At 71.2% G+C, this 12,602-nt stretch carries 12 protein-coding genes; 5 read left to right on the forward strand and 7 right to left on the reverse strand.

The features are described 5' to 3' along the window. Positions 1–70: 70 nt before the first annotated feature. Both Pla163_RS01690 and Pla163_RS18580 read right to left on the reverse strand, forming a co-directional pair. Positions 71–490, reverse strand: a complete 420-nt coding sequence (locus Pla163_RS01690) for a type II toxin-antitoxin system VapC family toxin (protein ID WP_419186202.1) — start codon at positions 488–490, stop codon at positions 71–73. A 2-nt stretch (positions 491–492) separates the two neighbouring features. Continuing rightward, entirely contained in the window at positions 493–732 is a 240-nt protein-coding gene (locus Pla163_RS18580; protein ID WP_419186203.1) for a type II toxin-antitoxin system Phd/YefM family antitoxin, read from the reverse strand. 415 nt (positions 733–1,147) lie between these two features. Here Pla163_RS18580 and Pla163_RS01700 point away from each other — a divergent pair, with 415 nt between their 5' ends. The 5 genes from Pla163_RS01700 (at position 1,148) to Pla163_RS01720 (ending at position 4,850) form a co-directional block, all read left to right on the forward strand. Then, positions 1,148–2,689 carry a hypothetical protein gene (locus Pla163_RS01700; protein WP_145182624.1) on the forward strand — a complete coding sequence of 514 codons (1,542 nt, stop codon included), beginning with the start codon at positions 1,148–1,150 and terminating at the stop codon, positions 2,687–2,689. A 72-nt stretch (positions 2,690–2,761) separates the two neighbouring features. After that, complete coding sequence (locus Pla163_RS01705) at positions 2,762–2,977, forward strand: lipopolysaccharide assembly protein LapA domain-containing protein (RefSeq protein WP_419186204.1); 216 nt, start codon at positions 2,762–2,764, stop codon at positions 2,975–2,977. Between the two features lie 51 nt (positions 2,978–3,028). Further along, the gene (locus Pla163_RS01710) at positions 3,029–3,973 is read left to right on the forward strand and encodes an Fpg/Nei family DNA glycosylase (RefSeq protein WP_145182627.1); all 945 of its coding nucleotides are present in this window, start codon (positions 3,029–3,031) and stop codon (positions 3,971–3,973) included. Then, positions 3,970–4,431, forward strand: coding sequence for a YeeE/YedE family protein (locus Pla163_RS01715; protein WP_145182630.1), 462 nt, complete (start codon positions 3,970–3,972; stop codon positions 4,429–4,431). The genes Pla163_RS01710 and Pla163_RS01715 overlap by 4 nt, the downstream gene beginning before the upstream one ends. Then, entirely contained in the window at positions 4,428–4,850 is a 423-nt protein-coding gene (locus Pla163_RS01720) for a DUF6691 family protein (RefSeq protein WP_145182634.1), read from the forward strand. Before Pla163_RS01715 ends, Pla163_RS01720 begins: the two co-directional genes overlap by 4 nt. Here the strand turns inward: Pla163_RS01720 and Pla163_RS01725 are convergent. Genes Pla163_RS01725 through Pla163_RS01745 form a run of 5 tightly spaced genes read right to left on the reverse strand, consistent with a single transcriptional unit; the run spans position 4,820 to position 12,424 of the window. After that, a complete protein-coding gene (locus Pla163_RS01725) occupies positions 4,820–6,283 on the reverse strand; it encodes an acyltransferase family protein (protein WP_145182636.1) in 1,464 nt (487 codons plus the stop codon). The two genes, Pla163_RS01720 and Pla163_RS01725, sit on opposite strands and share 31 nt — an antisense overlap. After that, positions 6,280–7,620 carry a sigma-54-dependent transcriptional regulator gene (locus tag Pla163_RS01730; protein WP_145182639.1) on the reverse strand — a complete coding sequence of 447 codons (1,341 nt, stop codon included), beginning with the start codon at positions 7,618–7,620 and terminating at the stop codon, positions 6,280–6,282. The genes Pla163_RS01725 and Pla163_RS01730 overlap by 4 nt, the downstream gene beginning before the upstream one ends. Beyond that, positions 7,617–9,134, reverse strand: a complete 1,518-nt coding sequence (locus Pla163_RS01735) for a sensor histidine kinase (protein WP_145182643.1) — start codon at positions 9,132–9,134, stop codon at positions 7,617–7,619. Before Pla163_RS01735 ends, Pla163_RS01730 begins: the two co-directional genes overlap by 4 nt. A 9-nt stretch (positions 9,135–9,143) precedes the next feature. Continuing rightward, positions 9,144–10,421, reverse strand: a complete 1,278-nt coding sequence (locus Pla163_RS01740) for an NAD(P)/FAD-dependent oxidoreductase (protein ID WP_145182647.1) — start codon at positions 10,419–10,421, stop codon at positions 9,144–9,146. Then, the gene (locus tag Pla163_RS01745; RefSeq protein ID WP_145182650.1) at positions 10,400–12,424 is read right to left on the reverse strand and encodes an MMPL family transporter; all 2,025 of its coding nucleotides are present in this window, start codon (positions 12,422–12,424) and stop codon (positions 10,400–10,402) included. Before Pla163_RS01745 ends, Pla163_RS01740 begins: the two co-directional genes overlap by 22 nt. Positions 12,425–12,602: the final 178 nt, after the last annotated feature.

Consider the following 12,602-nt stretch of genomic DNA (forward strand, 5'->3'; position numbering starts at 1 on the left):
AGCAGGAACGGATCGGTACCCGCGCCCGTCCCATTCGCCACCCGCGCGGCGCGAGACGGCCGGACTCTCTTCAGTCCGTCGCCGTCCAGGGATCCGCCACCGCCGCGCCCAGTGCAGCGAACGGCGCCGTGTCGCGCGTGAGCACCGTCAGCCCGTGGCGGACGGCTGTCGCCGCGATCAGCCCGTCCGCCGGGGCGACGGTGTGCCCGTTGCGCTGGGCCTGTGCGAGCCGCTCGCCCCACAGCCGCCCGACCTCGGCGTCGACCGCGAGCACGTGTCCGGCGAAGCGTTCCTCCATGCGAGCGAGCCACGCTTCGAGTTCCGTGCGCCGCTTCGACTTCGGCATCCGCGCGACGCCGAAGGCCAGTTCCCCGAGGGTGATCGCGCTGACGAACGTGCGCGACGCCTGCAGGCGCGGGACGAGGGCGTGCACGCGCGCGTCGGGTCGCGGCTTCGAGAGCTCCGACAGCACGCACGTGTCGAGCAGCACCCTCACAGGTCGACCTCGCGCATGGCCCCGTCGCGCGGCGGCAGCTCGAGGTCGTCCAGGCGCGGGGCCGACGCCAGGAACTCCACGAAGTCGAGCCTCGCGCCGGTGAGCCGCCGAAACTCTTCCTCCGAGAGCACGACCACGGCGTCGTTGCGGCGGAGGATGCGCTGCGGGCCTTCGTCGAGCGTCCTGGAGACGAGCTCGCTGAGGCGGGCCTTGGCTTCGGCGAGTTTCCAGTCCATGGCGGTCAGAGGGAGGAGTGGCGAACGAACTAGTCGAACTAGTCCAATATCGTAGCTCGCCCTCCGGAGCCTGAGCCGGTTCGCCCGTGCCGGGGTCTCGCGGGCCGCCGAACGGGGCTCGGCGCCCTTCCCGGGGTCGTAGGACGCTCCGGCACTCTTCTCTCGTTCCGATCCCATGCCCCTTGGACCGTCGTCGCGGCGCCGGGTTGCAGGTTTCGAGCTGCAAGACAGCGAATCGACCGGCGTCTCACCGCGCGCGATGAGGTGCGGCAGATCGAGAACTCACCGGGCCGAACGGGCGGACCCCGGATCGGCCCAAAGGACCTCCGCATCGTCCGTGACATTGGATTCGCGGCTCGCCGGGGCGCGCTCCCACCGACACCTGGCCTCCACGCGTCCGCCTCGGCCGACGACCATGGCCGGCGGCCGCCGGTGCCTGATCGCTGCGCTCGGTCTCTTGACCGCGACACTGGGGGCGTGCTCGGCCGACCAGGCCCCGCCGATGGCGACGGACGAAGGACGCCCGGTCTTCCAGCTCGCCGACCTGCGCACGACCGAGCCCGTCGTCGTCCGCGGCCGCATCCTCGACGCGGACGGTCGCCCGATCGTGGGCGTGGAGCTCGCGCTCGCCGTGCCACTCGAGTTCGAAGGCCGGACGACGGTCTGGTACGACGCGCCGCGCGAGGCCGACGTGCTGACCGATGTCGACGGGCGCTTCGAAGGAACGTTCGATCCGCCGATCGGGATGTCCGACGTGACGCTCGGGCTGGTGTTCGACTGGGGCCGCAGCGAGGTTGCGGTGGTGCCGCGCCCGCTCCCGGAAGAGGCGTTGTTCGCGCTCGAGAACACGCGCCAGGTGCGCGTCCTCGTTCATCACCCGCGCCACGACGAGGTGCGGCGCCGCCTGCGCGCAGATCTTGCTCGAGGGGACGGTCCGCATCGTCCGCTGCCGCACTTCGAGGTGATCGACGTCGTGGTCGAGCGCGACGAAGCTTGCGAGGTGCGCCTGTGGCTCGACGGACCGCTCGCGAGTCGTGAGCCGCAGCTGCTCGCGAGTCGCACGGTCGACTGGAGCAGCGGCGACGAGGACGGCGTGCTGGAAGTGGATCTCCACCCGCTGCTCGAGGTGCGTGAGGTCGAGGTGCGATTCGTGGGCGAGGGGGCCTGGGGCGGAGTTGGTCCAGTGGTCCTCGTTCACACACCGACGGGAAGGATCGTGGCGAGCGCGCTCGACTCGGTGCGGGCGAACGACTACGCGCAGTCCTGGCGAGCGCACTTCGATGCGGGATTCGGCTTCGATGTCGACGAGAGCGTGTGGCGAATCACGACGGCGTTCAGCTATGCGGGTGAGGGAGTCATATTCGAACTCTGGAGGGCACTGAATCCGGGAAAGGACCCCGGTGAACCCAGCAGTGCCGAGCGAATCGTCGCCGTCGCCCTGCCCGAGGAGCTCGAAGCGTGCGAGCCGCGCGCGATGGGTTGGATGGTTCGCGATCGCGGTATCGGGGGCGACGGCGCTCATTGGTTCGAGCTCGAGATGAACGTCTCGATCCTGGGGGCCGAGGTCGTCGTCGATCGCGCACGCCTTCCTGAACGGTCGGTCCTCGTGGCGGCGATCGGTGGCGGAGGTTCTGGATTCGTCCACGGCCTGCCCACGCGGAAGCGGACCTGGAACGAAATGAGCCATCCGATCCCCCGGCCGCGCGAGAAGCTCGTGCGCTCGCCCAACGCGGCCCAGTGGGAGTGGAGCGTCGCGGGCGTCGTCGAGCCGGAGGACCGCGGCGCCAACCTGTCCGGACTGTGGCTCTTCACCAACGCCTCTGGCTACGTTCCCGTCCCCTCCGCCGGCACGACGCTCACCTGGAACGATGCGGGCACGGGCGTCGAGCTGAGGGTTCCCGACGAGGTGGCAGACGCGTGGAGCGTCGCTGTACGGGGCGTGCGCGATGCGCGCTGATCAGGTCGCGGGCCTCACGCGAACCGCTGCCGCTACACTGCCCGGCGTCCCGCGCTCCCCGACCCACCACGAGTGAAGAAAGTCCGCCACACAGCCGCCATCGTTCTCGCCGTCCTCGCGGTCATCGTCGTGTTCCAGAACACGGAGTCGGTCAAGACGGAGCTGCTGTTCGCGACGGTCACCATGCCGCTCGCGCTGCTCTTGTTCGTGACGCTCTTGATCGGCGGCGTGTGCGGTCTGATCGTCGGGCACCGGTGGGCGAAGAACGGCAAGGACGCCGAGAGCTGAGGAGCGACGACGTTCGCGCCGACCGCACGGCCGGACCTTTCACCACCGCCGATGCCCGAAGGCGACACGATCCACACGCTGGCGGGCGCGCTGCGGCCGGAACTCGTCGGTGAGAGACTCGTCGGCGGTCGCGTGCACGGGCACGCGGATCTGCGACTCGACGGGCGACGCGTGGAAGGGCTCGACGTGCACGGGAAGCACCTGTTCGTGCGGCTGTCGGCGCGGGGCGACGAGCCGGGGCACCGTGACGCGGGACGCGTTGATGCAGGAAGTGGCGCGGCGAGGCACGGTGCAGCCGAGCGCGGCGGACCGCAGCTGAACGACGCTCGGATCGACGGCCCGCTGGTCGTGCAGAGCCACCTCGGTCTGCACGGAGCGTGGCATCGCTACCGACCCGGCGAAACCTTTGCGGCGGGTCGCGCTCTCGGGCCGGGAACGATCGTGCTCGAGACCGCACGGCGCGTGTACGTCTGCTTCCGGCCGAAGGAGGTCGCGGTGTTCGACGGTGACGACGCCGGGCGTTTGGTGCGCGCGCGACAGCTCGGGCCCGACCTCGTGACGGGCGCGCCGACCGCCACCGACCTCGCGCCGCGGATCGCGCGTTTCGTCGGGTCCGACGCGCCGCTCGTCGACTTGCTGCTCGACCAGCGCGTGGCCTGCGGCATCGGGAACGTGTACGCCAGCGAGCTCCTCTTCGACCGGCGGCTGCACCCCCTCGAGCCCGTCGCGTCGCTCGCGGCCGCGCGGCTCGCCGACCTCTACCGGCGCGCGCACCAGTTGCTCGCGGCGAACGTCGGCGCCGGACCGCGCGTGACCCGCGGCGAGCGCGACGGCCGCGGCCACCTGGCGGTCTACGGGCGCGCCGGCCAGCCCTGCCTGGTCTGCGGGACACCGATCGAAGCGGCTCACATCGGTCGCGGCCGCCGCATCACGTCCTGGTGCCCGACCTGTCAGGTACGCGGATCGGCGAATCGTGGCACCATCTCGTCGTCATGAGCATCGTCGACTTCACACCCATCAGCGCCGCGATCGGAGGCGTCTGCATCGGCGCCGCCGCGGCGCTCCTGCTCGCGCTCAACGGCAAGATCGCCGGCATGAGCGGCATGGTCGCGCGGCTGTTCACCGGCAGCATCGCCGACCGACTCTGGCGCAGCGTGTTCCTGATCGGACTCGTCGCCGGCGCCGCGCTCGTCTTCGCCGCCTGGGACCCGTCGCGCACCTTCCGGATCGACACGCTCCCGGGGATCGGCGGTCACCGCTGGATCACCGTCGCCATTGCGGGCCTGCTCGTGGGGTTCGGCACGCGCCTCGGCGGCGGCTGCACGAGCGGCCACGGGATCTGCGGCATGGCTGCGGGCTCGCGCCGCTCGATCGCGGCCGTCCTCGTCTTCATGGCGAGCGGCGCGGCCATCGTCTACCTCTACCGCCACGTCGTCCTGGCGCAGGTCGGATGAGCAAGATCTGGTTCACGCTCCTGCCCGGACTCCTGTTCGGGATCGGCCTCGCGATCAGCGGGATGACCGACCCCGCGAAGGTCGTCAACTTTCTCGACTTCGCGGGGACGTGGGACCCGAGCCTCGCGTTCGTGATGGGCGGCGGACTCGCGACGTTCGCTCTGCTGCGACGCGTCGTGCTGCGGCGGACCGCACCCGTTCTGGGCGGTTCGTTCCCCCGATCGGTCGACCGGACCGTCGACGCGCGCCTCGTGATCGGCTCGGCGCTCTTCGGCGCCGGGTGGGGGCTGGCGGGCTTCTGTCCGGGTCCCGCCGTCGCGAACCTCGCCTCGGGGCACTGGGAAGCCTTGGTCTTCGTGGTGGCGATGCTCGTCGGGATGCGCGCCGCTCAGTTGCTGTTCGGGCTCGATCGAGCCTGAGCGCAGACGCCCTCGGGAACCGTCGCGCGATCGACGCTGGAGCGAACGAGCGTGCGCTTCCGGCCGGGAAAGCGTCGACGCAACCACGCCTGCGACGGCGCTTCGAGCTTGCGCGTCAGGAGCGACGCGAGCTTGGTCGAGAGCCAGACTGCGATGACCACCATCGCCAGGTAGTGCCACAACGTCACTCCGTCGAGATTCTGACCGAGGCGGGCGACGAAGTCCTTGCGGTCGAAGGCACCCGGCGCGAACGACTCGGTGTCGAGGGCGGTTCGCAGGACGCTGGGCGAGAAGACGACGAGCGCCGCGGGCAGGAGGCACGCGAAGTGGAAGAGGTAGATCGAGTAGATCCCGGACGAGATCGGCTGCCACAACCGCAGCGCGAGTCCGCGGCCGAGGACTCCGGCGAAGCCGCGTTCCTGGTGGAGGACCGCGAGCAGCAGCGCGAGCACGCTCAACCCCAGAACGGCGCGTTGGACCGTCCAGAACCAGTGCCAGGCCTGCGGGCCGAACCACGCGTACACCGCGCCTTCGGGGTCGTGCAGCGGCAGCGAACCGCTCGCGAAGAAGAGCACGACGCCGAGCGCGGCGACGGCTCCGGCGCGCGCGGGTGAGCGCAGGAATGCCGCCACGCGATCGCGGTGCACCGTGACGAGGATCGCCCCGACCAGGCCGAGCAGGAACGGCGTCAGGCGGTACCAGGTCAGGTAGTAGAGGTCCTTCTGGATCTCCGGCGCCGATCCGCCGAACACCAGCTCGTAGTACGGCTGGGTGTAGCTGGAGACGTCGCCCGACAGGGCCGCGTAGCGCGGTGCGACGCTCGCGATCGTGAGCACGATGCCGACCAACAGCGGACGCCCCGATCGCAGGAGCGCCCAGACGACGAAAGGCAGCGCCAGGAAGACCTGCATCATCACCTCGAGCGACCAGCCGACCGGGATGTAGTTCCTCCCCGCGTGGCTGCCGATCTCGAAGTACCCGGCCGCGCGCGAGACGAACAAGAGGTTCGCCAGGACGCGGTCGGGATGCAGGCTGCGTCCGATCGAGTAGACGGCCAGCGCCAACAGGAACAGCGGGACGATCCGACTGACCCGCCGCACGTAGAACTGACCGAAGTCGATCGAGCCGTAGCGCAGGTGCTCGCGGATCAGGATGTACGAGAGCAGGAAGCCGGAGGCCAGGAAGACGATCTCGGAACCGAGCGCCTGCCAGACGATGTTGAGGACCTGCGGCAAGCCGTGGATGAAGCGCTCGAGGGGCTCACGCGGCAGGAGCTTCGTCGTCAGGAACGCGGCGTGGAACGCGACGACCAGGACGATGCCGAGGGCTCGGATGCCGTCGACGACGCGGCGTTGGTGCGCACCGTCGAGCAGCCAACCGCCGGCGGCCACGGCGTCGGGTTCGGGGGCGGATGTCGTGCTCGTCTGGCTCACAGTCCGTACTTCGACAGCTTGTTGTAGACGGTCGTGAGGGAGACACCGAGTTCGGCGGCAGCGGCGCGCTTGTCGCCGGCGTGGCGGCGGAGCGCCTCCTGCAGGGCGAGCCCTTCGAGCTGTTCGAGGTCGAGCGTCGGCAGCTCGCCACTCACGCGGCGCCGGCTCTGTAGCACGTGCCGTTCGACGTCTCCAGCCTCGATCGACGGGCCCGCGGCGAGCGTGGCGAGACGGGTGACGGCGTTCTCGAGCTCGCGGACGTTGCCGGGCCACTCGTTGCGCGCCATGAGCTCGAGCGCGGCTGGGGCGAACGTCCAGTGCGGGTCGCGCGCGCGTGTCTGGGCGTCGAGGAACGTCCGCGCCAGGAGGCCGATGTCCTCGGGGCGATCGCGCAGCGCCGGCACGTTCAGGACCAGCGCCGAGAGACGGTAGTACAGATCCTCGCGGAACCACCCTTCGGTGATGCCCTCGACGGGATCGCGGTGCGTCGCGGCCAGGACCCGCACGTCGATGGTCCGCGTGTGCCGCGCGCCCACCGGTTGGATCTCGCCGAACTGTAGGGCGCGCAGGAGGGCGGGCTGCATCGTGAGCGGCAGCTCGCCGATCTCGTCGAGGAAGACCGTGCCGCCGTCCGCCGCTTCGAGCAGGCCGACCTTCGAGCGATCGGCGCCGGTGAACGCGCCCTTCTCGTGGCCGAACAGTTCGCTCGCGATCAGCGATTCGGGCAGCGCGCCGCAGTTGATGACGACGAACGGCTTGTCGGCGCGGTCGCTCTGGGCGTGGATGCTGCGTGCGACGAGTTCCTTGCCGGTGCCGCTCTCGCCCAGGATCAGGACGTTGGCGCCGCCCTTCGCCATCCGCGTGGTCAACTCGCGCAGCTCGAGCATGGGCTGGCTCTCGCCGACGATCGTCGCGCCTTCAGGGCCGCGCTGGACCAGGCGGATGAGGTTGCGGTTCTCACGCAGCGTCACGCTGTGGCAGTGGGCTCGCGCGATCGTGCTCTCGACCAGATCGAGCGGTGCGGGCTTCGTCAGGAAGTCGAACGCACCCGAGCGCATCGCGTCGACGGCTTCCGGGACGGCACCGTGGCCCGTCAGCACGACGACCTGGAGGTCGGGCGCCACGGCGTGGAGTCGACGCATCAGGTCGAGGCCGCCGACCTCGGGCATGCGCAGGTCGAGCAGGGCGACGGTGGGAGCGAACTCCTCGAGGGCGTCGACCGCGCCGTGGTGATCGGGGAGCGCGTGGACCGCGAAGTCCATGTTCTCGAGCTCGCGCGCCAGCGTGCGTCGCAGCACGTCGTCGTCGTCCACGAAGAGGATGCGCGGGCGCTTCACGGCGTGACCTCGGACTGGCGGGCCGCGTCGGCGAAGCGGATCGTGAGCAGCGCGCCGCCGTGCGGACCGCGGCCCGCGGAGATGCTGCCGCCGTGACGATCGACGATCGCGGCCGCGAGCGACAGGCCGAGTCCCGTCCCGACGCCCGGCGCCTTGGTCGTGAAGAAGGGGTCGAAGATGCGCTCGAGATCGCCGTCGGCGATGCCTTCGCCGTCGTCCTCGACCTCCCAGACCTGCGCGTCGCCGTCGGTTCGAGCTCGCACTCGCACGATCCCTCCGTCGGAGCCGGCGTCGCGCGCGTTGATGACGAGATTGAGCAGGACCTGCAGCAGCTCGCCCGCGTCGCCCTCCACCGAGCCGAGGCTGGGTTCGACGTCGATCTCGATCCGCATCCGACGCTGTTCGAGCAGGTGGTGGGTCAGTGCGCGCACCTGTTCGAAGAGCGGCGCCGCGTCGATCGCGGCCGACGTGCTGGGAGCCGGGCGCGCGAGGTCGAGCAAGCGGCGCGTGATGTCGCGCGTGCGGTAGGCCTCGGAGACGATCGTGCCGAGGTACTCGCGGGCTTCTTCGGGCTCGGCCGAGCCGCGATCCATCTTCCGCAGCAGGCCCTCACCGCAGGAAGCGATCGACGCGAGCGGGTTGTTGATCTCGTGGGCGACGCCCGCCGCGAGGACGCCCACGTCCGCCAATCGGGCCGCGCGCACGAGTTCCAAGGTGCGCGCCTCGATCTTGCGTTCGAGTTCGGCGTGCGACTTCCCGATCTCGTCGGCCATATCGTTGAACGCGCCCGCGAGCGCACCGATCTCGTCGCGGTTGCGGATCGCGATGCGGTGGTCGAGGTGCCCGCCGCGCAGTCGCTCGGCGCCGGACTGCAGCTCGCGGATCGGGCGTAGCACGAGACGGCGCACCAGGAGCGACACTGCGACCGACACGAGCAGGACGACGATCAGCGCGGAGAGCGTGTAGCCGAACATGGCGCGCGCGCGCCGTTCGACGTCCGCGCCCGCGTGTTGCGACTCTTCGTAGGTCTCGTTCGCGAGGACCGAGGCGTGTCTCAGTCCGCGTTCGAGCAGCGCCTCGACCTCGGCCAGTTCGACGCCAGGTGTGCCGCTCAGCCAGGTCTCCACCGCGTCGAGTCCCGCTTCGATCGCCACCGAGAGCCGTTCCTCGGCCAGCTGGTGCTCCTCGCGCGACGGATCCTCCTCGTCGCTCTCGAACGACAGGCTCTCGATGGCGCGACGGGACTGTTCGAGCTGCGACGCGGCGATGCGCAGGAGCTGTGCGTCGGTGCGCGCGGCCTCACCCGATTCGAGGAACGACGCCAGGGACTCGATCCGCACGACGAGTCGGCTGGCCAGCGCGGACTCGCGCGTCTCCTCGACCAGGCGGTCGGCGTCCTCGTTCAGTGCGGCCACGTGCATGAAGACCGCGACCTGGACGACGGCCGGAACGGCGACGAGGACGGCCACGAGGCCGGCGAAGCGACGACCGAGCGAGAGGGCGGGGGAGCGCACGCGGCGAGTCTATCGAGCCGTCGTGGGCGTCGGAGCGGCGGATCGGCCGGCAGCGGGCCCCGAGACCACCCGGCGCGTGGTGAGCACGTCGAGCCACACGCTCGGGCGCAGCAGTTCGCGCGGCGGGACCGACGTGCCGGTCATGCCCATCATCAGGTCGGTCATCCGCGGCCGAGCCTCGAGCAGTCGCAGGATGCCGCTGGCGATCCGTGGGTGCCGCAGACTGCGCTGGAGCATCAGACCCATGGCGCGGCGGTGCATGAACTCCCGGCGTCGCGCGCGTCGATAGGGTTCGAGCGCCAGCCTGTCGCAGCGGCCGGTCGACAGTGCGGGCACGAGACTCTCGGCCAGGAGGGCCGCGCCGCGCATCGCGAAGAACAGGCCTTCGCCGGTCATCGGGTCGATGTAGCCGCAGGCGTCGCCGACGAGCGCCGCGCCGTCGAACGTCTGGGCGGTGGTCGTCGTGGCGAGCGGTCCGCAGGCGAGGATCGCCTGATCGGGCGCGAAGGTGAGGCGTTCGCGCAGTTCGGGCGCGCGAGCCAGGTGGTCGTCGAGACAGGCTCGCAGCGCCGGTCGGCCACCGGGGAGATCGGCGCGGTCGATGACGAGGTTGAGCGTCGCCTGCCCGCCCTCGACCGGCGCGATCGCGAAGTAGCCGCCTTCGACGTAGTGGACCTCGGCGTGCCCCGCGAAGGGCGACCCGTCCACGCGCGTCGAGAGCGCGATCCGATCCAGCCACGGGATCTTCTGGTGCACGCCGAGCGAGCGCGCGACGCGGCTGCCGATCCCGTCGGCGCCGACCGTGAAGCGCGCGCGCAGTTCGAACGGCTCGCCGTCGACGTCGGTGCCGGCGACGCCCAGCACCGCCGCGCTCTCGTCCCGCAGGACCCGCGCGACGGACCAGTTCTCGCGCACCTCGACACCCGCTCCGCGCGCGGCGTCGATGGCGGCCGCGTCGAGTCGTTCGCGGCCCAACGCCCGGCCTTCTTCCGCCTGTGCCTCGGCGCGTCCGATGCGACCGAAGCGTCCGCTCGCGTGGCGGCCGTAGCCGTAGAGTTCGGCGCGCGCGACCGGCTGGGCGCCGAGTTCGAGCACGCGCTCGAGCAGTCCGACCTGTTCGAGCAACGGCAGACACTCCGGGCCCATGAACTCGCCGCAGGGCTTCGCACGCGGGAAGCGCTTGCGGTCGAGCAGGACCACCGAGCGGCCCGCGCGCGCGAGGCGCAGGGCGAGGTGGGAGCCGGCGGGGCCGCCGCCGACGATGATCACGTCGTAGGTGTCGGACATGGTTCGATGGTCGAGGGTACCGGCAGCGGGGCGCGCTTCCGCCCGCGGCGGCTCCTGAACAGCAAGGTCGCCGGCAGGAGCACCAGGTCGGCCACCAGGGCCAGCATCACCGTGCCCGAGGCGATGATCGAGAACTCGACGGTGGTCGCGAGTTCGCCCAGGCCGGCGGTGGCGAAGCCGGTGGCCAGGACCACGGTCGTGACGACGATGGCGCGACTCGTGCGGGTGAACGCCTCGGTGACGGCGCTCCGCGGTCGGGCTCCGACGCGCCGAGCGCGGTGGTAGGCGTGCAGGAAGTGGATCGTGTCGTCGACGACCAGTCCGAGGAACACCGTTCCGATCATCGCGGTGGACGTGGACAGCGGGCGGCCGCTCAGGACCAGTCCGCCGTAGAGCGCGGCGATCGGCACGGCGTTCGGGATCAGGCCGAGCAGTGCGAGGCGCCAGTCGCGGAACGCGGCGAGCAGCGCGACGAGGATCACGCCGAGCATCAGCACGAGGCTGCGCCGTTGGTCGCGGACGAGCTCCTGCGAGTCGCGCGAGACGCGCACCGCGGGCCCGGTCACGCGCGCGCTCGCGAGTCCGCGTTCGTGGGCGCGGGTCTCCGTGAAGGCGAACAGCTCCTCGCGCTGGTCCGACTCGCTCGGTCGCAGGAGGACGTTCACCAGCACGCTGCCCGACTCCGCGCGTCGCGGCGGTTCGGCGAGTCCCGCCACGAGTTCGTGACCGGCGAGGTCGGACGCCAGACCGAGGACGGCGAACATGTTCGGTGCCGCTGCTCCCGGTTCGGCGGGGACGAGGACCTCGAACGTCTCGATCGCGCCCAGGTGTTCGCCGATGTGCGCGGTCTCGGTCCGGAAGCGGTGTTCGGGCGGCAGGACGCGTTCGGGATTCGTGGCGACGTGCACCTTCGTGGCGAGCGTCGCCAGCGCGACGAGCGCGATCACCGAGAACGCGACGATCGGCCGCGCGCGGCGGTCGAGCAGGCGCGCCAGCCACTTCGCGGTCGCGCGCGGCGGACGCGTGGCGCGCGAGGCGTGGCGATCGACGACGACCGTGAGTCGCAGCCAGCTCGGGACGATGGCCACGGTCCACGCGAAGGCGACCAGTACGCCGAACGCCGCCGTCCAGCCGAGCGTGCGCACGGCGGGGATCGAGTTCGGCGTCAGAGCGAGGAACCCCGCCGCCGTCGTGGCCGCGGTCAGGAACAGTGGCCGGCGCAGTCGCCGCGCGGCCTCGGTCGGCGCGTCCTTCGGCGCGTGTCCCGCGAACAACAGGTCGAGGTGGCGTTGCACCAGGTGCACGGCCGCGGCCACGCCCACGGTCAGGAGCAGCGGAGCGAGCAACGACGAGACCGGGTCGATCTCGAGTCCCATGGACCGCTCGAGCAGTCCGACGGTCCCGACCGCTCCGGCGCCGGGCAGGAGAGCCGCGAGCGCCAACGAAGGGCGACGGAAGAGCGCGAGCAGCACCAGCACGAGCACCAGAACGATCGCCGGCACGACGCGCCGTTGCTCCGCGGCCAGCGCGTGCGCGATCGCCACTTCGCCGACCGGTTGGCCCGTGATCGACAGGACGTGGGTCGCCGGTGCGTCGCGGCGCAGCCCGTCGACCACCTGCTCGAGCGCCGCGTGATCGCCCGCCAGGACGATGGCCACGTACAGCGCGCTCGTGTCGCTCTCGGGCAGGAGGCGACACTCGGCCACGTCCGGGTGTTCGTGCATGCCGTCGAGCCACGCCGCGATCTCGGGGTCGTCCGTCCGGCAGGTCACGGCGGCGCCGCGGGCTTCCAGCATCGCGAGCACGACCTGTTCACGACCGAACTCCTCTTCGCGCCGGTCCTGGACGGCCGCGTCGATCGTGCCGGTCGACTTCATCGAACCGTTGGCCAGGTCGAGCGGGAGCTGGCTGTGCAGGTACGCGCCGACGCCCGCCACCAGGAGCGCCAGTGCGACGCGCAGGATGTCGGCCCAGCGGCTCGGGGTCGGTCGGTCGCGATGCACGCGGCGGACCAGGCAGAAAGTGTGCCGGTCGCCGGCTCGCTCGCGCGCGCCCCCGCGTGCGGACGAGGGGCGGTCGCGGCGCGTCGCCGGTCGCTCGCGCCTTTCAGAATCTTGAAAGCGGCTCACACATGTTGGAGTCGCTGCCGCCCGATCCCGCGCCGCACGGCCCTCGGACGCG

Origin of the sequence: Rohdeia mirabilis, from assembly GCA_007750655.1 — a bacterium.
Classification (GTDB): Bacteria; Planctomycetota; UBA1135; order UBA1135.

Excerpts from the sequence above, each read along its gene's own strand:
- Pla163_RS01740 (WP_145182647.1), bottom strand. The coding sequence starts at position 10,421 with ATGTCCGACACCTACGACGTGATCATCGTCGGCGGCGGCCCCGCCGGC.
- Pla163_RS01715 (WP_145182630.1), top strand. The coding sequence starts at position 3,970 with ATGAGCATCGTCGACTTCACACCCATCAGCGCCGCGATCGGAGGCGTC.
- Pla163_RS01700 (WP_145182624.1), top strand. The coding sequence starts at position 1,148 with ATGGCCGGCGGCCGCCGGTGCCTGATCGCTGCGCTCGGTCTCTTGACC.
- Pla163_RS01710 (WP_145182627.1), top strand. The coding sequence starts at position 3,029 with ATGCCCGAAGGCGACACGATCCACACGCTGGCGGGCGCGCTGCGGCCG.
- Pla163_RS18580 (WP_419186203.1), bottom strand. The coding sequence starts at position 732 with ATGGACTGGAAACTCGCCGAAGCCAAGGCCCGCCTCAGCGAGCTCGTC.
- Pla163_RS01720 (WP_145182634.1), top strand. The coding sequence starts at position 4,428 with ATGAGCAAGATCTGGTTCACGCTCCTGCCCGGACTCCTGTTCGGGATC.